The organism is Jeotgalibacillus sp. R-1-5s-1 (genome assembly GCF_004405105.1).
Taxonomy (GTDB): Bacteria; Bacillota; Bacilli; order Bacillales; family Jeotgalibacillaceae; genus Jeotgalibacillus.
Map to the genome: position 1 here is coordinate 50,745 of NZ_SORW01000008.1, position 19,399 is coordinate 70,143.

Genomic DNA, 19,399 nt, shown 5'->3' on the forward strand with positions numbered 1-19,399 from the left:
AGTAAGTGACCGATATAACAATTAGAGATATAGAAAAATTGTGATTGTGGGTGAATTGATTTGGATAAATCCTCTCTTTTTGGTGTCCTGTTAGGTTTTCTGGCGATTGGATCCGGAATTATACTGAAGGGTGCGCCACCGGAAGTACTGTTAAATGGACCGGCTTTCCTGATTATCATTATGGGAACAGTAGCAGCAGTAACGATTGCATTTCCAATGAGCGAATTGAAACGCGTACCAAAGTTGTTTGGTATTTTATTTAAAGAAAGCAAAGGAACGGATGTGCCGGATGTCATTCAGATGTTTGGTGAATGGGCAGAGCTTGCAAGAAAAGAAGGGCTTCTTGCGCTTGAATCAAAAACGTCTGAAATAGAAGATTCTTTTTTGCGCAATGGTCTGGGTCTCGCGATTGACGGTCAAAATGCAGACTATATCAGAGATGTCTTAACAGAAGAAATTGATGCAATGGAAGAAAGGCATCATTCCGGTGCGGCTATCTTTACGCAGGCGGGTACTTATGCACCTACGCTTGGTGTACTTGGAGCCGTAGTAGGGCTGATAGCAGCACTCGGTGATCTGAATGATACAGAAGCACTCGGTCATGCGATTGCCGCTGCATTCGTTGCCACATTACTCGGGATATTTACAGGGTATGTATTGTGGCACCCGTTTGCCAATAAGTTAAAGCGTAAGTCAACAAAAGAAGTAATGGTTAAAAATATGATGATCGAAGGGATCTTGTCTGTCCTTGAAGGAGAGGCACCGCGCGTCATCGAACAAAAACTTGCCTCTTACCTGCCGGCTAAAGAACGCGAGCAGCTTATGGCTGAAGGCGGTGTGAGACAAAATGCCGAAGCGTAAAAAAAAGAAGCACGAAGAACATATTGATGAATCGTGGCTGATCCCCTACGCTGACATCCTGACGCTTTTGCTGGCACTGTTTATCGTATTATTTGCCAGCAGTACCGTAGATCAGGAAAAGTTCACCCAAATGTCTGAAGTGTTCAGGGAAATCTTCTCAGGCGGTGAAAATGTGCTTGATTATTCCAGTCTGTCAGAAAGCGCAGCAACAGCTGATAATCCTGAACAGACAACGGAAACGGAGCCCACAGAAGGCATGACGGAAGAAGAGATGATGATTCAGGAATTTCTGAGTGAACAGACGGAGCGGGAAAATGCAGCCGCGGCTGATATGGAGGAGCTGCAGGAGTTACAGCAGCAGATTGATTCCTATATTGCCGGTAACGGTCTGGATGATCAGTTTGCGACTGAACTGACAGATGAAGGATTACTGTTAACGATTCGTGATAATGTCCTGTTTACTTCCGGATCTGCAGATGTGAGAGAAGAATATAGAGATATAGCTCGCGAGGTTGCTTCACTCCTCGAGTTTGATCCACCACGTAATGTGATTATTTCAGGACATACCGATAACGTCCCGATCAGCACGGCTGCGTTCAGTTCAAACTGGGAATTGAGTGTAATGCGTGCCGTAAACTTTATGAAGCTGGTCATTGAAAATCCGAATCTGGACCCGCGCTGGTTCAGCGCAAAAGGATTTGGTGAATTTCAGCCGATTGCCACCAATGATACAGAAGAAGGCCGCGCGCAAAACAGACGGGTGGAAGTACTTGTCCTGCCGCGTGTGACAAGTAATGGAGATATGAATACCGTTACTTCAACACCTTAAACCGCTGATGATTCAGCGGTTTTTTGCATTACAATTAAGAAAATAATCTTTGATTTGTTTCACCTGATCTATCAGCTAAATTCAATAAGAAACCTCCTATATTCCAGTAAACATACAAAAAATCTGTTTACTCCCTTTTTTTCTAGGGAAAAGAAACACAACTGTCATTTGGAAGGGAGAGATTGTATTGGATGCGTTTATTGATGGGGTCGTTGAATTCTCAGGATGGTTATGGGGGGTTCCGCTTATCTCTGTCCTGCTGATATCGGGCTTGTATATGACGTTTAAGCTCGGTTTTTTTCAATTTAGACACCCTATATACATAATGAAACAAACCTTTGGAAGTGTAACGAAGAAGCCGAAAGGTGAGGGGACAGTTACCCCTTTTCAGGCTTTAACATCGGCTTTATCTTCCACAATCGGGGCTGCAAACATTGTCGGTGTACCGGCAGCGATTATGTTTGGAGGTCCGGGTGCGGTTTTCTGGATGTGGGTCATCGCATTAATCGGTATGTCACTGAAGTTTTCAGAGAGTGCACTTGCCGTTCATTACCGTGAAAAAAATGAAAAAGGTGAATATGTTGGCGGCCCAATGTATTACATGACGAAGGGTCTTGGTATGAAGTGGCTCGGGATCTGGTTTTCATTTGCCCTGATGCTTGAACTGATTCCGAGTGTTATGGTGCAGGGGAACTCAGTTGCAAATACAGTCCAGGAGTCATTTGGTATACCGGTGTTATGGACTGGAATCGGGATTGCTGTATTGATCGGAGTCGTTGTATTTGGTGGTATTAAACGGATTGGACAGGTAACGCAGGTTGTTGTCCCATTTATGGCGCTTATTTATGTAGGGGGAGCACTTGTCATTCTCTTTACGAATCTTGATGCACTGCCGGAATTTTTCACGCTCATCTTTTCCAATGCTTTTTCACCTGCACCTGTTATTGGAGGATTTGCAGGAGCTGCACTTGTCGATGTCATCAGATGGGGGTTTGCAAGAGGATTGTACTCGAATGAAGCCGGTCTTGGGACAGCACCGATGGCTCATGCGGCGGCAACGACAGATCACCCTGTGCGTCAGGCATTCTGGGCGGTTTCAGGAATCGTGGTTGATACATTAATTATTTGTACGGCTACAGCCTTTGTTGTTTTGTCATCAGGTGTCTGGACAGGGGAAAATGCAATGGAAAACAGTAGTGCCTTAACAACGATTGCATTTGCCAGCTATTTTGGCGAATTTGGCAGTATACTCGTCACGATCTCGCTTGCCTTTTTTGTTATTTCAACGATTCTGGTGGTTATTTTTTATGGGGCGAAGCAGGCGGAATTTTTATTTGGCCTGAAAGCATCGTATGCCATTCAGGTTGTCTACCTAGTTGCCATTGTATTCGGGGCAGTGGGAGCGGCAGAAGTGATCTGGAACTTCCTTGATATTATGCTTGCCGCCATTCTATTACCCAATATTCTGGCGATCCTGTTATTAAGTAACAAGGTGAAGGAACTGAAAAATGAATTTTTCACATCCGACCAGTATTATCTTAAGGATATAGGGAAAAACAAAAAGTAGTAAAATGCTGCCATTGTATGAGTCCTTATGATGATTTTAAGCATACTCAGATTCGCACTGAGTATGCTTTTTTTTCTAAAATATGAAAACAAGTGTTTCTAACTGATCAGTTAAGGATACACAGTATAGAAGAGCAAAATACGCTTTAACATGAAAGGTTATACAGAAGACGATGGAATGAGGAGGGGCTTGTATGATTAAAGAAGTGAGCAATATGTGGAAAGCCAGAACATGGATGAAAACCAATGTCCCGTTTTTATACAGTTGGCATGCCTATGTCGGATTTGAATTGGGCCTGTTTGAAGCATTTAAGCGTCCGGTGAGAGTCGGGGACGTGGCGGATGCTTATCAGCTGGAAACTGATCTCCTTGAGCAATGGGTGGAAGTCGGCCTGTCGTTAAAACACCTGAAGCGTGATGCAAAGGGAAGAGTTCAGATTGCCCGTGCATGGAAGCTGCCAGGCTCTAAAAAAGACAGCCCATCCTCAGGTGATTTACTAAAAGAAATGATGGAGCTCCATATTCCTTCGCTTCTCTCTTATCCGGAGCTGATGACTGAAAAGAAACGCCATCACTTCGATTCTGAAAAGCACGGATCCACTGTGGCCAAAACCTCCACATTACTTGAACTTCTTGCCTTTCACCTCATCAACAGGAACGTTAAAAAACACCATGTCTCGTCCATATTGGATATTGGATGTGGCGAAGCAGGATACTTAATTAAACTGTCTAAAAAACATCCGGATGTAAAGCTGACCGGAATCGAAATTAATCGGGAAGTGGCAGAGTCAGCTGAAAAGGCTACCCGGGACTATGAAAATATTCAGATCGTTCATGAAGATATACATCAGTACACACCTGACCAAAACTATTCATACGTCATGGTAAATAACCTTCTGCATTATATAGATCCTGATAAAAGAGAACACTTTTTTAGCCGACTTAATGAAATCACCGAGGATCAAGGTATCATCACGATTATATCTCCGCTGCAAAAAGCAAAACATGGACAGCAGTTTTCAAGTGCATTTAACAGCTTTTTTATGACATTTGATAACTTGTATCCAATTCCTTCTGAGGAAGAGCTTAATCTTATTGCGGAGAAAACAGGGTTCCGCTCAGAAAAACCCGTACCGATTATCAGAGAAGGCGGATGGTTTATTACAAAGTGGCAAAAGGTTTCATCGGTCTAAAATGGTTATGAACACCGAATGTTTAGTCCAGACAAAATGTGGAATAGTACATTTGTGATCAGATTTAAGATAAAAGGGAGATGTTTTCTTTGGCTAAAATTGCAACGTTAATGACGAATCAATTTGAAGATGTGGAATACACACAACCTGCAGAAGCTTTCGGGAAGGAAGGGCATGAGGTTGTGACCATAGAAAAAGAAGCAGGCAAATCAGTCACGGGAAAACAGGGAGATGCGACAGTAACGATTGACCAGTCTATTGATGACGTATCACCTTCTGATTTTGACGCACTGTTTATCCCGGGAGGTTTCTCTCCGGATTTACTAAGAGAAGACGAGCGCTTTGTCTCATTTGCCAAATCCTTTATGGATGATAAAAAGCCTGTCTTTACGATCTGTCATGGACCACAGCTGCTGATTACAGCGAAGTCACTTGAAGGCAGAACAGCAACAGGCTACAAATCAATTAAGGTTGATATGGAATATGCCGGAGTGAACTACAAGGATGAGGAAGTAGTCGTCTGCGGAAATCAGCTTGTAACGAGCCGACAGCCGGATGACATACCGGCATTTATAAGAGAATCATTAAATCTGTTGAAATAACATGAAGAACCGGGGCGCTCAGATGAGTCGCCCCGGTTTTTTGGTGAGATGGTTTTAAAAGATTTAATAATCCTCCTAAAAATTTCGTGAATTAGTCCGATATACATATATAATAAAGGTAGTTCTTTGAGATTAGAGATGGGGGATCAGTTTGAAAAAACTTAAGTGGAAATTGCTATCATTATTTTTAGTTTTAATTGTTTTAATCGGAGGATTAGCTGCATTTAATATTTACTCGATCTCATCAATAAATCAGCAGACAGAGAGAGTATTAAGTGAAGATCTTGCGCTACTGGAAATTGATCAGGAGATGAGATTTAATGTTTCCCAGCAAATCGCTTTAACGAGAGGATATGTGCTATACGGGGAGGCAGAATATAAAAATGGTTTTGAGGAGCTTGCACAAAAAAATGCAGAGTTCGCAGAAGTTCTTCAGTCTCATAATGTCAGTAATGATGTGAAGTCCGTCCTCACGATTACCCGTGTATGGGAAGACGGTATTCGGGATCGTGTGTTCAGTATGTACGATAACGGCAGGGAAGAGGACGCGAGAGTGCTATTTCGGGCGAATTTCGAACCGACTGCAAGGGGTATCATGGACAGTCTGGAAAAAGTGTCTAATGAGCGGAGCGGGATCATGAATACTTCCGCAGATCAAATCATTGAAACCGGGAATCAAACCATTTTATTAACAATAATTATAAGCGGTCTTGTAATTGTGACGGCAATCGTATTGAGTCTGGTTTCAGCTTCAAAAATTACGAAACCGATTATTTCAGTAACAAAAAGAATGAAAGCGATTGCGGCTGGTGAATTACCTGCGGCATCATTACAGACAAAAAGCAAGGACGAGGTTGGACAGCTGGTTCATACTGTCAATGAAATGAATAATCAGTTGCGGAACCTCGTATCTGATATTACGCTAGTATCTGGTTCAGTTGTAACAAAAGGCAGTCAATTATCAGAAAGCGCACAGGAAGTCAGAGAGGGAAGCAGCCAAATCGCTGTGACCATGAATGAGCTGGCTGTTGGTGCTGGTATTCAGGCAGAGGCATCGTCTTCATTAAGCACAAAAATGATTGCGTTTACAGAGCGCATACGTTCTTCAGCTGAAAAAGGGAATGAAGCACAGGAACGAGCCGAAGAGATGTATTCATACACATCATCAGGCGGAAAGAAAATGGCTGAATCTATTCATAAAGTGAACCAGATTAACGACAGTTTCAAGACTGCAATGGAACGTGTCAACGGACTCGACGATCAGACGAAAAACATTTCAAAGCTCGTTCAGGTGATCCAGGAGATTGCGGATCAGACCAATCTGCTGGCACTGAATGCTGCTATCGAATCGGCAAGGGCAGGTGAACATGGCAGAGGATTTGCGGTGGTGGCTGATGAGGTAAGAAAACTCGCTGTTCAGGTATCTGCTTCAATCACAGATATTACCTCGATTATTACAACCATTCAGCGTGAATCCAAGGAAACCGTTGAAGTACTTGGAAATGGTTATGAGCTTGTCAGCAGCGGAACAGCCCAAATGGAGGAAACAGCTGAATCTTTCGGTTTGATTGAGCAAAAAGTAAATGATGTATCAGAAAGAATGAAGGACATTGCCTCTTCATTGTACGAAATTGTGAATGGGACAGAAGAGATTAATCATGACATTGAACAAATCGCCGCAGTATCTGAGGAAGCTGCTGCAGGAATTGAAGAAACGACTGCAAACGCTGAGCAGTCAAGCGCAACGATGAATAACGTCTATCACGCATCGGTTGAGCTGATCAGTGAAGCGCAGGATCTCCAGAATACACTCGGTCATTTCAAGCTCGAAACAGCTGATCATCAGCTTGATATTTCAGAAGAACCGGGAGACGAACAAACAGAGATTGACGAATTCAATGAGGTTACAGAGGATAAAGTGTCATAAATAGGGGCTGCACAAAAAAAGCGGAGCGGATCAATTTGATCCGCTCCACTTTTTAAATTTGTTACACTTTTCTCAGATTGCCAAGCTCTTCTGCAATAGCCTGCATTTCACTCGGGCTGAATGTTTCACGTTTCATCACCATTGTATGAAGATCCCGAAGCTCTTCATACATCTCCTCATCGAAATGGGAAACCTTAATCGCACCAGCGTTAACGATGCGAAGACGTTCTTTTATTTCATTAATCATAAATTCAGCATTTTCAACGGATTTTGAATCCAGATTCATTTTGATCAGTCCTTTCAGCAGTTATCATTCATCTTTCCATGCTTTTCAGGATCTGTCAACACACGCTTTATGCTGCATTTTTTGCTTCTGCTTTTTCTTCTTTAATCTTTTGACGGATCCGTTTTGTTTCATAAGCTACGACGCCTGATAGACCGAGAAGTCCGATCAGGTTCGGGAAGGCCATTAATCCATTCATAATATCAGAGAATGCCCAAACCACGTCTAAAGAAGCAACGGCACCGATCATAACAGCGATAACGAATAATAAGCGGTAGCCAATATTGTATTTCTTTGTTCCGACAAGATACTGGAAACATTTCTCACCGTAATAAGACCAGCCAATAATAGTTGATGAAGCAAAGAAAATCAGGCCGATTGCGACAACAATTGGTCCAATGCCCCCAAGGAAATATTCAAATGAAGCAGATGTTAATGCCCCACCCTGAAGGTCGCCACTTTCATAGAGTCCGGCCATGACAATCGTGATTCCTGTAATGGAACAGATGATTAATGTATCAATCAAAACCTGCGTCATCGAAACTAGACCCTGACGTCCAGGCATGTCTGTCTTGGCAGCTGCAGCAGCGATCGGTGCTGATCCAAGTCCTGCTTCATTAGAGAATACGCCACGCGCAACACCGTAACGGATAATCGCACCGATGACACCGCCGGCAATGGCCTCGTTACCGAATGCAAGTTGGAAAATCGTCGCGAACGCACCCGGGACCATTTCAAAGTTAAGAACCATCACAATAAGTCCTGCTAATAAATAAAAAGCGGCCATAAATGGCACGAAAATAGAAGTTACTTTACCGATGCTCTTAATACCGCCAAGAATAACAAGTGCAGTAAAAACAGTAAGTACAATTCCAGTTACCCATGTCGGGATGCTGAATGTGTTCTGAACGACATCAGAAACGGAGTTCGACTGTACCATGTTCCCGATTCCGAAGGCAGCAATAGCGCCAAATAAAGCGAATAGAACGCCAAGCCATTTTTGTTTCAGTCCACGTTCCAGATAATACATCGGACCGCCTGACATTTCGCCATCTTCATCCTGTACACGGTATTTTACCGCCAGAACGGCTTCTGCATATTTTGTTGCCATTCCAAAGATTGCCGACAGCCACATCCAGAAAATAGCTCCTGGACCACCGAGCGCAACGGCAGTAGCAACACCTACAATGTTACCGGTTCCGACTGTGGCAGCCATTGCTGTCATCAGTGACTGGAAGTGTGAGATGTCACCTTTGGATTTTGTGTCCTGATTACGTGAAAAAGCAAGTTTGAGTGAATACCCGGTCAGCCCAAATTGCACGAGTCCGAGGCGGAACGTAAGATAAATCCCTGTTCCCACCAGCAGAATCAGCAGCGGCGGCCCCCAGACTAGCCCGCTGATTTCATTAAGAAAATCTGTTAAGCCTTGCATCTAACTCCCCCTTTTTCTTTTACAGGCTATAAATATGAACAAAATATGTACGCCTTACATTAAATATTCCTGAAATGAGCCCCCTATTGTCAAGGTTTTTTTCTGAACGATCAGGTTATCTCATGTTTTAAAAGAACGTCTTAAGGAAATATAAAGAAAACATTCACCTTTTCAGGAGGGACCTTATGAAACGTGTATTATTTGTGTGCCTCGGTAATATCTGCCGATCACCTATGGCTGAGGCCGTGATGCGTCAAAAAGTCGCTGAACATGACCTGACAGATAAAATCGAAGTTGCATCAGCAGGAACAGCAGGATGGCATCAGGGTAATCCGCCGCATGAAGGGACAATCCGGGTTTTGAAAGAAAACAGTATACCACATGATGGCCTCACGTCCAATCAGCTTACCCGGCAGGACCTCGAACATTATGACTACATTGTTGCGCTGGACCGGTCAGTGTCTGAGGACATTAATAAACTCGCAAGGGCGACTGAGAATAAGCCCACGTATATCCTGCTGCTGGAACTCATCGATGCAGGAACACTGGATGTCCCGGATCCATATTATACAAACAATTTTCAGGAAAGTTATGATTTAATAAATAGAGGGTGCGAAGCTCTTATTAAAAAAATTGAAGATGATCATGGAGGCGATTAAATGGCAAATAACAAACTGCCGGCAGGTATTATCATTGGTGCAATTGCAGGGGGACTGTTAAGTATGCTTGATCCCGCAACAAGAAGAAAAACTTCTTCCGCACTCGTAAAATCAAAGGAATCCATTTCATACTACAGCCGTCATCCACAGGAGCTGGCAGACCGTGCCGCTCAAAAAGCGGATCACTGGAAACAGACAGCAGAAAAAATTCAGCAGGACATCGCTTATTTATCTGAAAAATATGAGGAAGTAAAAGAAATGGTACCTCAGCTTCAGCAGATGGTATCAGAAACAAAAGATGCTTTTACTGAAGATGAGCCGCTGGAAAAAACGGCTGCTCACCCGGTACAACTTGATCAAGGGGATTCCTATCCTGAAAAAAAGACCGTATAAAGTCTGAGATAAGGAGGGACGCAATGTCTGAAACCATAAAAAGTGATGAAAAAAAAGAAACAGAATGGAAAGAAGGAGAGCAGAACCGTCATCTTGCGGATATGACTGAAGCTGTACATAGATCAGGCAGAGAAGGGAATTATCAATCATTTTCCGGATTTGTTCAGGAAGTGCTAAAACGTTTTACGCAAAGTGAAACAACCGGACTTGGTGCTCAGCTCGCCTATTTTTTCCTGTTATCCCTTTTTCCTTTGCTGATATTTGCCATGGCGCTCCTTCCTTATCTGCCAATTACGCAGCAGGATATGCTGAATATTTTTGCGCAATTTGCACCTGGTGAGACAATGACTTTAATCGAGTCTACAGTCTCAGAGGTTGCAACCGGTCAGAGCGCAGGATTGTTGTCAATTGGTCTCTTAGGAACACTGTGGTCAGCATCGAACGGAATGAATGCATTAATGCGCTCATTTAATCATGCCTATGAAGTTCACGAAACCAGACCTTTCTATATCGCAAGAGGCATGGCTGTTGTCTGGACCATTGTGATGGTTCTCATTGTCGTTGTTGCGCTTCTGCTTCCAATCTTTGGTCAACAGATTGGTGAGGTGATCTTTGCAGCCTTCGGCATGGACGAACAGTTCCTGACGATCTGGAATGCAGTACGCTTTGGCATTACGCCATTTGTATTACTCGTTGCATTCACAGGCCTCTATGCGTTCGTACCAAACGTAAGCATCCGATTTATTTCCGTGCTCCCGGGAGCAATCTTTGCAACAGTCGGCTGGCTGATCACATCCTTCCTGTTTGCATTTTATGTAGGGAATTTCGGTAATTACTCGTCAACCTACGGAAGCGTCGGGGGTATTATCGTTCTGATGATCTGGCTGTATTTATCCGGCATCATTATCATGGTCGGCGCGCAGATCAATGCCACAATGGCTGCGAAAAGAAGACATCGTACAGGATCTTAAATAATGCCGTATAGTATAAAACCGTGCCGGTTCATTCCTTCGCTTTACTTGAAATATAATCAATACGAGTGGTTGCTCTAACCACTCTAAACATTTTCAACACAGAAAAAGATGCTGACATAAATATCAGCATCTTTTTTATATCAGCTTTTTAACAGGCGCAAGCCGTTTAAGATCACCAGAATGGTACTGCCTTCATGGCCAATGACGCCCAGAGGCAGATCAACTGCCTGAAACAGATTTGAGACAACGAGAATTGTGATGACTGAAAGACTGAAAACAATATTCTGTTTGACAATGCTGTGCATTTTACGGGACAGTCTGATCGCTTCGGCAATCTTAGGTAGGTCGTTTTTAACGAGTACGACATCAGCTGTTTCAAGCGCGGCATCTGATCCTGCACCCATTGCAACACCGACAGTTGCAGTAGCAAGAGCTGGTGCATCGTTAATTCCGTCCCCGACCATGGCAATTGACTGAAATTCTGCTTTCAGCTTTTTAATTTCTTCCACTTTCATTTCTGGAAGACACTCTGCTTTATACTGGTCAACACCAGTTTCTTTCATAATGGTTCTTGCCGTTGAATCGCTGTCCCCTGTGAGCATAATGGTTCTGATACCTAAGGACTTGAGATATTTGATTGCTTCGATCGTTTGTGGACGGACCTGATCTTTCAGGGCAATATAACTGAGCACTGTTCCATTTTTCTCAATGAAAACAATGGTTTTTCCTTCAAGAGAATATTTTTCAGGAGTCCCATGGTCAAAGGTTTTTTTCAGGTCCGGTGAAAACCAGTCTGCTTTTCCAATTCTCCATTGATCCCCGTTAAAGGTTGCTTTAAGACCGAAGCCAGTTACATCTTCAACCGATTCAGGCTTTTTAAACGAGACAGCGTGCTGACGTTCTGCATAGGAAGCAATGGCCTGGGCGAGGGGATGGTTGGACTGTTTTTCAATACTTGCCACAGCTGCAACGATCTCCTGCTTATCCTGATCCTGTCGGATATACCAGTTTGTTACCTCGGGTTTCCCTTGTGTTAATGTTCCTGTTTTATCAAAAGCGATCGCTTTAATGGTAGTCAGATTCTCAAGATGGACCCCACCTTTAAAAAGAATGCCCTTCTTCGCTCCGTTTGAAATGGCGCTAAGACTCGCGGGCATAATGGAAGCAACTAACGCACAAGGGGAAGCGACCACTAATAAGACCATAGCTCTGTAGAAAGTCTCCTCATAACTCCAGCCAAAAGCCAGGTAGGGAAGAAAAAGCATGATCCCGGTAAACAATAGAACACCTTTTACATAAGTGCCTTCAAACCGTTCAATAAACAATTGGGAAGGCGGCTTTTCACTTTGTGCAGACTGAACGAGTTCAATGATTTTCTGGAACATGGTTTCATCACTTTTTTTAGTGACCTTTATTTCAATCAGTCCGGTCAGGTTCACCGTACCCGCCATAACCTGCATCTCCTTGTCTTTTGAAACCGGAATGGATTCCCCGGTAAAAGCAGCTTCATCAATTGTCGTTCTCCCACTCAGTATGATTCCATCAGCAGGTACCCTTTCACCAGGCCTGACAATGATCTGGTCCCCTGGTTCAAGCGAGTCCGCAGAAACCTTACGTTCAACGCCATTTTCGACAATCCAGGCTTCCTGCGGCTGCAGATCCATCAGGGAAGAAATCTCATTCCTGCTCTTATTCATCGTATACGTTTCAAGTGCCCCGCTTAAAGCAAAAATGAAGATCAGAATAGCGCCTTCAGTCCAGTAGCCGATGATCGCTGCACCAGTTGCAGCTGTAATCATTAGCAGTTCCACATTCAGCTTTTTATCTTTCAGTGTTGCCTGAATCCCTTCGATGGCTTTATGATACCCACCTATAACATAAGCAGATAAATAAAGAACAACAGAAAGTACGTTTAAATCTGCCCTCATCAGCAGCCAGGCAATCATGATCAGCAGCCCGCTCGTTAATGCCATGATTAATTCAATATGTCTGAGGAGCAAGGAGTGTTCATCATTTGATAGCTGAGCTGGCCTTGGTAATGCATGAGCGGTGCTTCTCATTAAACCACATCCTTTTTTAGAATTGAGAAGAAGAATCAAAATCAATTGTCCTTAAAAATAGCGAAAGCTGCTGTCACAGACAGCAGCGGAAAAACGTGGGATGTATTTGTTTACATTATTATAACACTTTTCTGAAAATTATTCTAATGTAAATAAACAAATTTTAGAAAACTAGTTGTATAGTTTTGGGAGGTCTTTAAATAGTTGTTTGATCTTATGAAAGGTTAACACTTATCTGAAGAGCTATTGGTTAAATTTAAGTACAAAAGTGCCGGGGAATTCCGTAGCTGGACATCAGGAAAAGCGGAGGCGACTCGTCCAGCCCCGACAAGCATAAGGCGAAGATGAAAAGAGGGCTGATCTTTGCCCTCGTTCAGCTTTGACTTATGACCTCGAGGGGCTAGTCGCTGGAGCTGGACAAGGGAAAGCGAAGGAATGCTCCGGCACGATTAATGAAAATATTCCTGGTTATTTTGAAGCCTGATACACTCTCTTTTTCTGAAAGGAGAAGGCAACTAAGCAGAGACAGATGGTCAGTAACAGGAAGGTGATGAAATAGAAAAAGCCATCTGTTAAAAACTCGATGATCAAGCCTCCAAGAACCGGTCCGCCTATGCTGCCAAGACTGAAGGCAATACCGCACATAATGTTTCCAGCCGGGAGAAGCTGTTTTGGCAAAAGGTCTGTCATATAGCTGATCCCAAGCGAGAAGGTTGAACCGGTTGCCATTCCAGCGATAAAAAATGCCGCGATCAAACCGACTGTTGAGTTTCCAGCCATTCCGGCAAATATAAAACTGATTGCTCCGACAAAAAGAGCAGCTAACAGCGTTTTGTGTCGGCCGATTTTGTCGCTGATCACCCCGAGCGGAAGCTGAAATACGATGGCTCCGATTGAAAAAGCCGGCAGAATATAGGCAATAGCACTAGAATCAATACCATTACGAATCGCATAAATCGGAAAGTTCCCGTGAAGAGAGGCTTCGAGAAATCCGTAGCTTAGCGGGGGCAAAAACGCGACCCATGCGTATTTCCAAACTTTCCGGAAACGTCTGATCGTGCCAAGAAAGGAAGCAGATCCGGTATCGCCCTGTTCAGGAAATTCATTTCTCAAAAGAAAAACAAAGCCCCATGTGATAAAGGTTAAAATACCCGATACAAAAAACGGAAGTGACGGGCTGATATCTATGAGAGAACTCATGGCAGGTCCTATGGCGAAACCAAGTGAGAAAAACAATCCGTAGATGGCAATGTTACGCCCACGCCTTTTTTCGCTTGAAAATGAAGTGATCCATGTCTGAGTGGACAAATGCAGCATTTGATCACCGACACCAATGAGCAGCCTGAGAACAAACCAGAACCAGAAGGACTGCCACAGTGGAAAAGCGAGTAAAGATAATCCTACTGTCATTCCACCGACTATAATCAGCGGTTTATAGCCGAACCTCCTTAAAGGAGCCTCCATTAGCGGGGAAGCGATTAATATTCCTATATAAATCCCCGTTGCATGCAGGCCGTTCATAAAGGAGGAAACACCGTCCTGCTCGAGGATAATAGCGATTAAAGGTAATAACATACCTTGAGAAAAACCTGAAATCGCAACGATTCCAACAAGGATCCAGAATCGTATAGCTGGTGAAACATACATAACCAAAACTCCTGACATCATAATTGTACTTGTATAAGCAGATCAATCGTGTTTCTGAATGCACAACGATATAATCTTACTATAATTAGTGTCAATTAAGAAGGAGCTGGATCAAATGGAATTTAAAATGAAAGAAGGCGGCTTCACGGCTGATTTTGAGTATGGTGAGCTGCACGTATCAGGAAACGAAGAATATGGATTTCGTCCTTATCAGCTGCTTGTATCTTCAGTGGCGGTTTGCAGCGGGGGAGTATTAAGAAGTGTGTTGGAGAAAATGAGAATGTCATTTTCCGATATCAATGTAAAAGCAGACGTTGAGCGAAATGAAAATGAAGCAAATCGTGTAGAAAAGATTCACCTGCATTTTGTTCTGACAGGAAAAGATCTCAATGAAGACAAAGTGAAAAAAGCGCTGGAATTAACACGCAAAAACTGTTCTATGGTTCAATCGGTGAAGGATAGTATTGAAGTCACAGAGAGCTTCGAAATTAAGGCATAACAAAAACCCGGTTTGTTCTTTTAATAAAGAATAAACCGGGTTTTTATGGTATTCGACTTTCAATTAATATCTCCATAAAATCGCACTATTTTATTTTAGCGCTTCTCATCACTCTCCTCCCGCAGGATTGTTTTGAATGATCTGAAGCAACCCTCCTTTTGATTTTCTAATGCGAGTATAGCACTTAATCTGAATTGTGTAAATATTCAGATTAAATGTTTTTTAAAATGAGGAAAAGGTCCTTGTCATTGAAAGCCGGACCGGACTCATCCTTCGCTTTCCGCGGCCGCGCGGTGAGCCAGTTAGTGCTTCGCACTAAGCTGTCTCACCTGTCGCTTCTCTGCCGCAGGAGTCTACGGATGAGTCCGGTCCTGGGGAAGTTAATACTCATTTTCTTAAGAGGATGGGTATTGACGATTGCTAATAAGGGGATGAGTCTCTTGGACAGATGTTGATAGTTTTAGTAATCATGTCAATGAAGAACAAGTTTGTGTTGATAAGGGCAGCGATGATGTCGATTGCAAAAATTCTCGAAATGTTCCTGACAAAATCAAAAAAACGACCAGCTTTTGCTGATCAGTTTTTTGAAAGGAGTGCTGTGCGTTTTGTGAAGTCGGTGTCTTTATAGTACATGTCTTTTACAAGCAGGTTTGGACCGAGACAGCTGACGGCTGGACAGTGGCAGTTGATGGAGGCTGCATCTTTAGTAGTAAGCCATTTTTCGAAAATATCAGGTAGTCTGTCTGTTTGGATATTACCGAGTGCCGGCGTGTTGTTGAAATCGGTCACGATCACGTCTCCGTCAAAGACATTTACATTAAGACGGGAGCGGCCATCCGGGTCGTTGCGGACTGTGACATTTTTTTCATTATAAAGTCTCTTAAGGAGTGCCTGGTCTTCTTCGGATGTATTGCAAGCATAAAAAGGAAGAGTCCCGAACAGCATCCATGTGTTCTTATCACGGATATCAAGCAGGTGTTCAATCGCTTCGCGTGTTTCTTTTAGCGAGAGTGTTTCAAGTGATTCTGCGAACGAGCTTGGATACATCGGATGAATCTCGTGACGTGCACATTTCATGTCATCCACAACTTCCCGGTGAATTCTTTCGATGTGTGGAAGTGTTTTTTTGTTCAACATCGTTTCAGCTGATACCATGATCCCTTCGCTGCTCAAAGCACGGCTGTTTTCGATCATTCTTGTAAACAGGGCTTCACGCTGCGCTTCAGTCGGCTTACGTTCCATCATGGCAAATCCGGTTTGCACAAATTCTTCAACCGTTCCCCAGTTGTGAGAGATATGTAATACATCCAGGTAAGGAATAATTGGATCGTAACGATGAAGATCAAGCGTCAGGTTTGAGTTGATTTGTGTTCTCACACCGCGTTCATGTGCGTAACGAAGGAGCGGAACGACAGTGTTTTCTACAGACTTCTTGGACATCATCGGCTCCCCTCCGGTAATGCTGAGCGTTCGAAGGTGTTCAATTTCATCCAGACGGCGTAAAATCATATTCATATCCAGCGTTTCCGGATCCTTGTGGGAAAGCGTATGACCCACGGCACAGTGAGCACATCTCATATTACAAAGAGTCGTTGTCGTAAACTCCACATTGGATAAAGTCAGCTTTCCGAAATCCTTTATATCTTCGTAGGCTTCCCATGGATCATAGGAAGGCGTAATCGGTTGTTTTAACGTTGTCATATCTTTTTCTTCCTTTCTTAACAAAGGTTAGTATGAAAACAAAACGCTATAATGTCAATGAACATTCATGGAAAAGTTGCACAACGAATCCGAATCCGTTACGATAATGGAGGATTTGAAAGGAGGGGCAAATATGGGTAATGCCATTCATGATAATGACTCACAGGTGCTTTATCTAAAACAGCGTTTATCGATGTTTTTGGAAGTACTTGAGTCAGTAGACCCTGAAAGTACTGATTTGGAAGACATTGATCGTATGATTCAGATGGTAGATGATTTGGAATTAAAAGTACAGCAGTTCAAGAAATCTGAGTAACTGCTTGATATGAATATGTAAAGATGACCGCATGAATGGATCACATTTGTGCGGTTTTTATGATGAAACCGGGCTGAATCCATCCTTCGCTTTCCTTTGTCTAGCTCCAACGGCTAGCCAGCTAATGCTTGGCATTACGCTGTCTCACCTGTCGCTTCACTGCCGCAGGAGTCTATGTATGGCACCTGTCCTCCTTGAGAAATATAATCTTTTTCTTTACAAATAGAATGTTCTATATAAAACCATTCAAAGCTTTGAATCTCTCTGTATGACGCGAATCAAGTTCAATTATGAGCACAACCTTCTCCGCGTCACTCTGTCTTTCTTTAAAAAAGAAATTAATGGTCACTTTATCTGAGGGGCGGGGCACATCCGCAGACTCCTGTGGCGGAAAGGGTCAGGTGAAACCGACTGTGCGAAGCGCAGGCGGGTTCACCGCCCGGCCACGGAAAGCGGAGGATGTGCCCCGCCCTGGATCCTTATAGAGTTATCAAATAAATGGGTAGAGTAGCTAAATATACTAAAAGAGTTTTCAAATATGCTCCTGCTTGACGCGAATCAAGCTCAACTAACAGCACAACCTTCTCCGCGTCACTCTGTTATTCCTTACAAAAAGAAAAATAATGGTCACTTTATCTGAGGGCCGGATTCCCCCGTAGACTCCTATGGCGGAAAGGGACAGGTGAAACCGATGTGCGCAGCACAGCGGGTTCACCGCCCGGCCATGGAAAGCGAAGGGGGAATCCGGCCCGGCTATTCATATAAAAAACCTCAATATGAAGTAACCGTTTACAATCCCCCTTTTATTCGTTAAAGCGCCGGGTTATAATGGAATCGTTGATTTTATTGGGAGGGGACTACATAGATGAATGTGCAGACGCTTGAGAACAGCTTGTATGATTTGATTGTGGAAACATCGACGAATTTGCCGAAGGATGTGCGCCGTGCGATCCGTAAAGCGAAGGAGCAGGAGAATGCCGGGACACGGGCTGCGATGAGTCTGGCGACGATTACGCAAAATATTCAGATGGCCGATGAGAAAGTGTCGCCGATCTGTCAGGATACAGGATTACCAACATTTAAAATTAAAACGCCAGTCGGAGTGAACCAGCTGGAGATCACAAAGGCGATTAAAAATGCGATGGTTAGAGCGACGAAGGATGGGAAGATGCGTCCGAACTCGGTTGATTCCATCACAGGTGAAAACAGCGGGGACAATCTTGGTGAGGGTCTTCCTGTAATTAAATATGAGCAGTGGGAAAAGGATACGATTGATATCCGCCTGATTTTAAAAGGAGGCGGATGTGAAAATAAAAATATTCAGTACAGCCTTCCTTGTGAGCTGGACGGATTAGGCCGTGCGGGTCGTGACCTGGATGGTATTCGTAAGTGTATCATGCATTCTGTGTACCAGGCGCAGGGGCAGGGCTGCAGTGCAGGCTTTATCGGTGTCGGGATTGGTGGAGACCGCTCATCAGGTTATGACCTGGCAAAAGCGCAGCTATTCCGTTCGTCTGATGATGTGAACCCGAATGAGGATTTGAGAAAGCTTGAGGAGTATGTGATGGAGCATGCCAACGAGCTCGGCATCGGCACGATGGGCTTTGGCGGTGAGACGACGCTTCTTGGTTGTAAGGTAGGAGTCATGCACAGAATTCCTGCGAGCTTTTTTGTGTCTGTTGCTTATAATTGCTGGGCATTCCGCCGTTTAGGAATTACGGTAGATGCTGTCAGCGGTGAGATTCAGGAATGGTTGTATCAGGAAGGAGATAAAATCTCGTTTGATGCAGAGCAGGCTGAAACACCAGATGAGCAGCCGGAAGTTGTGAAGCTGACAGCGCCAATTTCTGAAGAACAGATCCGCAGCTTAAAGGTTGGAGATGTTGTGCAGATCGACGGCATGATTTACACGGGCCGTGATGCGATCCATAAATATTTGAGCGATCATGATTCACCGGTTGATTTGAACGGTCAGGTTATTTACCACTGCGGACCAGTTATGCTGAAGGATGAGGAAGGCAACTGGCACGTCAAAGCAGCCGGCCCGACAACATCCATCCGTGAGGAGCCTTACCAGGGTGATATCATGAAGAAATTTGGCATCCGCGCTGTCATCGGTAAAGGCGGCATGGGTCCGAAAACGCTGAAGGCACTTGAAGAGCATGGCGGCGTTTACCTGAACGCAATTGGCGGAGCGGCACAGTATTATGCTGACTGTATTCAGGGAGTGGAAGGCGTTGACCTGATGCAGTTTGGCGTGCCGGAAGCGATGTGGCACCTGCGTGTGAAAGGTTTTACAGCGGTTGTCACCATGGATGCGCACGGAAACAGCCTGCATAAGGACGTTGACCAATCATCACTCGAAAAACTGTCACGTTTTAAAGAGCCGGTATTTAAATAATGATTTATATCAAGCACTCACTTCAGGTGGGTGCTTTTACTATGTATCGAAGCACG

The 19,399-nt window shown here is 43.8% G+C and carries 17 protein-coding genes; 12 read left to right on the forward strand and 5 right to left on the reverse strand.

Features of this window, described 5'->3' with window-relative positions; genetic code table 11:
* The first annotated feature begins 60 nt into the window (after positions 1-60).
* The 6 genes from motA (at position 61) to E2491_RS04205 (ending at position 6,978) form a co-directional block, all read left to right on the forward strand.
* Entirely contained in the window at positions 61-861 is an 801-nt protein-coding gene (motA, locus tag E2491_RS04180) for a flagellar motor stator protein MotA (protein ID WP_134373145.1), read from the forward strand.
* Positions 848-1,690 carry a flagellar motor protein MotB gene (motB, locus tag E2491_RS04185; RefSeq protein WP_134373148.1) on the forward strand — a complete coding sequence of 281 codons (843 nt, stop codon included), beginning with the start codon at positions 848-850 and terminating at the stop codon, positions 1,688-1,690. Before motA ends, motB begins: the two co-directional genes overlap by 14 nt.
* 187 nt (positions 1,691-1,877) lie before the next feature.
* On the forward strand, positions 1,878-3,257 hold the full coding sequence (locus E2491_RS04190) for an alanine/glycine:cation symporter family protein (protein WP_134373151.1): 1,380 nt from the start codon (positions 1,878-1,880) through the stop codon (positions 3,255-3,257).
* A 193-nt stretch (positions 3,258-3,450) separates the two neighbouring features.
* The gene (locus E2491_RS04195) at positions 3,451-4,449 is read left to right on the forward strand and encodes a class I SAM-dependent methyltransferase (RefSeq protein WP_134373154.1); all 999 of its coding nucleotides are present in this window, start codon (positions 3,451-3,453) and stop codon (positions 4,447-4,449) included.
* A gap of 89 nt (positions 4,450-4,538) precedes the next feature.
* Positions 4,539-5,051, forward strand: coding sequence for a type 1 glutamine amidotransferase domain-containing protein (locus tag E2491_RS04200; RefSeq protein ID WP_134373157.1), 513 nt, complete (start codon positions 4,539-4,541; stop codon positions 5,049-5,051).
* A 151-nt stretch (positions 5,052-5,202) separates the two neighbouring features.
* Positions 5,203-6,978, forward strand: a complete 1,776-nt coding sequence (locus tag E2491_RS04205) for a methyl-accepting chemotaxis protein (protein ID WP_134373160.1) — start codon at positions 5,203-5,205, stop codon at positions 6,976-6,978.
* Positions 6,979-7,039: 61 nt separating this feature from the next.
* Here the strand turns inward: E2491_RS04205 and E2491_RS04210 are convergent, their stop codons facing one another.
* Positions 7,040-7,264 (reverse strand): DUF1128 domain-containing protein, encoded by a 225-nt coding sequence (locus E2491_RS04210; protein WP_134373163.1) that lies wholly within the window; start codon positions 7,262-7,264, stop codon positions 7,040-7,042.
* Positions 7,265-7,331: 67 nt separating this feature from the next.
* Positions 7,332-8,693, reverse strand: coding sequence for an alanine/glycine:cation symporter family protein (locus E2491_RS04215; protein ID WP_134373166.1), 1,362 nt, complete (start codon positions 8,691-8,693; stop codon positions 7,332-7,334).
* 185 nt (positions 8,694-8,878) lie between these two features.
* Here E2491_RS04215 and E2491_RS04220 point away from each other — a divergent pair, with 185 nt between their 5' ends.
* From E2491_RS04220 to E2491_RS04230, 3 genes are read left to right on the forward strand one after another with little or no spacing between them, the layout of a single operon-like run.
* Positions 8,879-9,352: a low molecular weight protein-tyrosine-phosphatase gene (locus tag E2491_RS04220; protein ID WP_134373169.1), complete on the forward strand. Its 474-nt coding sequence runs from the start codon at positions 8,879-8,881 to the stop codon at positions 9,350-9,352.
* The gene (locus E2491_RS04225) at positions 9,353-9,745 is read left to right on the forward strand and encodes a methyl-accepting chemotaxis domain-containing protein (protein ID WP_134373172.1); all 393 of its coding nucleotides are present in this window, start codon (positions 9,353-9,355) and stop codon (positions 9,743-9,745) included. It begins immediately after the preceding gene.
* A gap of 23 nt (positions 9,746-9,768) precedes the next feature.
* Positions 9,769-10,716 carry a YihY/virulence factor BrkB family protein gene (locus E2491_RS04230; protein WP_244093877.1) on the forward strand — a complete coding sequence of 316 codons (948 nt, stop codon included), beginning with the start codon at positions 9,769-9,771 and terminating at the stop codon, positions 10,714-10,716.
* 143 nt (positions 10,717-10,859) lie between these two features.
* Here E2491_RS04230 and E2491_RS04235 read toward each other — a convergent pair whose 3' ends face one another.
* Both E2491_RS04235 and E2491_RS04240 read right to left on the reverse strand, forming a co-directional pair.
* A complete protein-coding gene (locus tag E2491_RS04235) occupies positions 10,860-12,779 on the reverse strand; it encodes a heavy metal translocating P-type ATPase (protein ID WP_134373188.1) in 1,920 nt (639 codons plus the stop codon).
* Between the two features lie 468 nt (positions 12,780-13,247).
* On the reverse strand, positions 13,248-14,426 hold the full coding sequence (locus E2491_RS04240; RefSeq protein WP_134373200.1) for an MFS transporter: 1,179 nt from the start codon (positions 14,424-14,426) through the stop codon (positions 13,248-13,250).
* A gap of 115 nt (positions 14,427-14,541) precedes the next feature.
* On the opposite strand from E2491_RS04240, the gene E2491_RS04245 reads away from it, so the two are divergent.
* Positions 14,542-14,925, forward strand: a complete 384-nt coding sequence (locus E2491_RS04245) for an OsmC family protein (RefSeq protein WP_134373213.1) — start codon at positions 14,542-14,544, stop codon at positions 14,923-14,925.
* Between the two features lie 576 nt (positions 14,926-15,501).
* Here E2491_RS04245 and yfkAB read toward each other — a convergent pair.
* Positions 15,502-16,626 (reverse strand): radical SAM/CxCxxxxC motif protein YfkAB, encoded by a 1,125-nt coding sequence (gene yfkAB, locus E2491_RS04250; protein ID WP_134373226.1) that lies wholly within the window; start codon positions 16,624-16,626, stop codon positions 15,502-15,504.
* A gap of 133 nt (positions 16,627-16,759) precedes the next feature.
* On the opposite strand from yfkAB, the gene E2491_RS04255 reads away from it, so the two are divergent.
* Both E2491_RS04255 and E2491_RS04260 read left to right on the forward strand, forming a co-directional pair.
* Positions 16,760-16,942: an SE1561 family protein gene (locus tag E2491_RS04255; RefSeq protein WP_134373240.1), complete on the forward strand. Its 183-nt coding sequence runs from the start codon at positions 16,760-16,762 to the stop codon at positions 16,940-16,942.
* 865 nt (positions 16,943-17,807) lie between these two features.
* Positions 17,808-19,343, forward strand: coding sequence for a fumarate hydratase (locus E2491_RS04260; protein WP_134373252.1), 1,536 nt, complete (start codon positions 17,808-17,810; stop codon positions 19,341-19,343).
* Positions 19,344-19,399 lie beyond the last annotated feature (56 nt).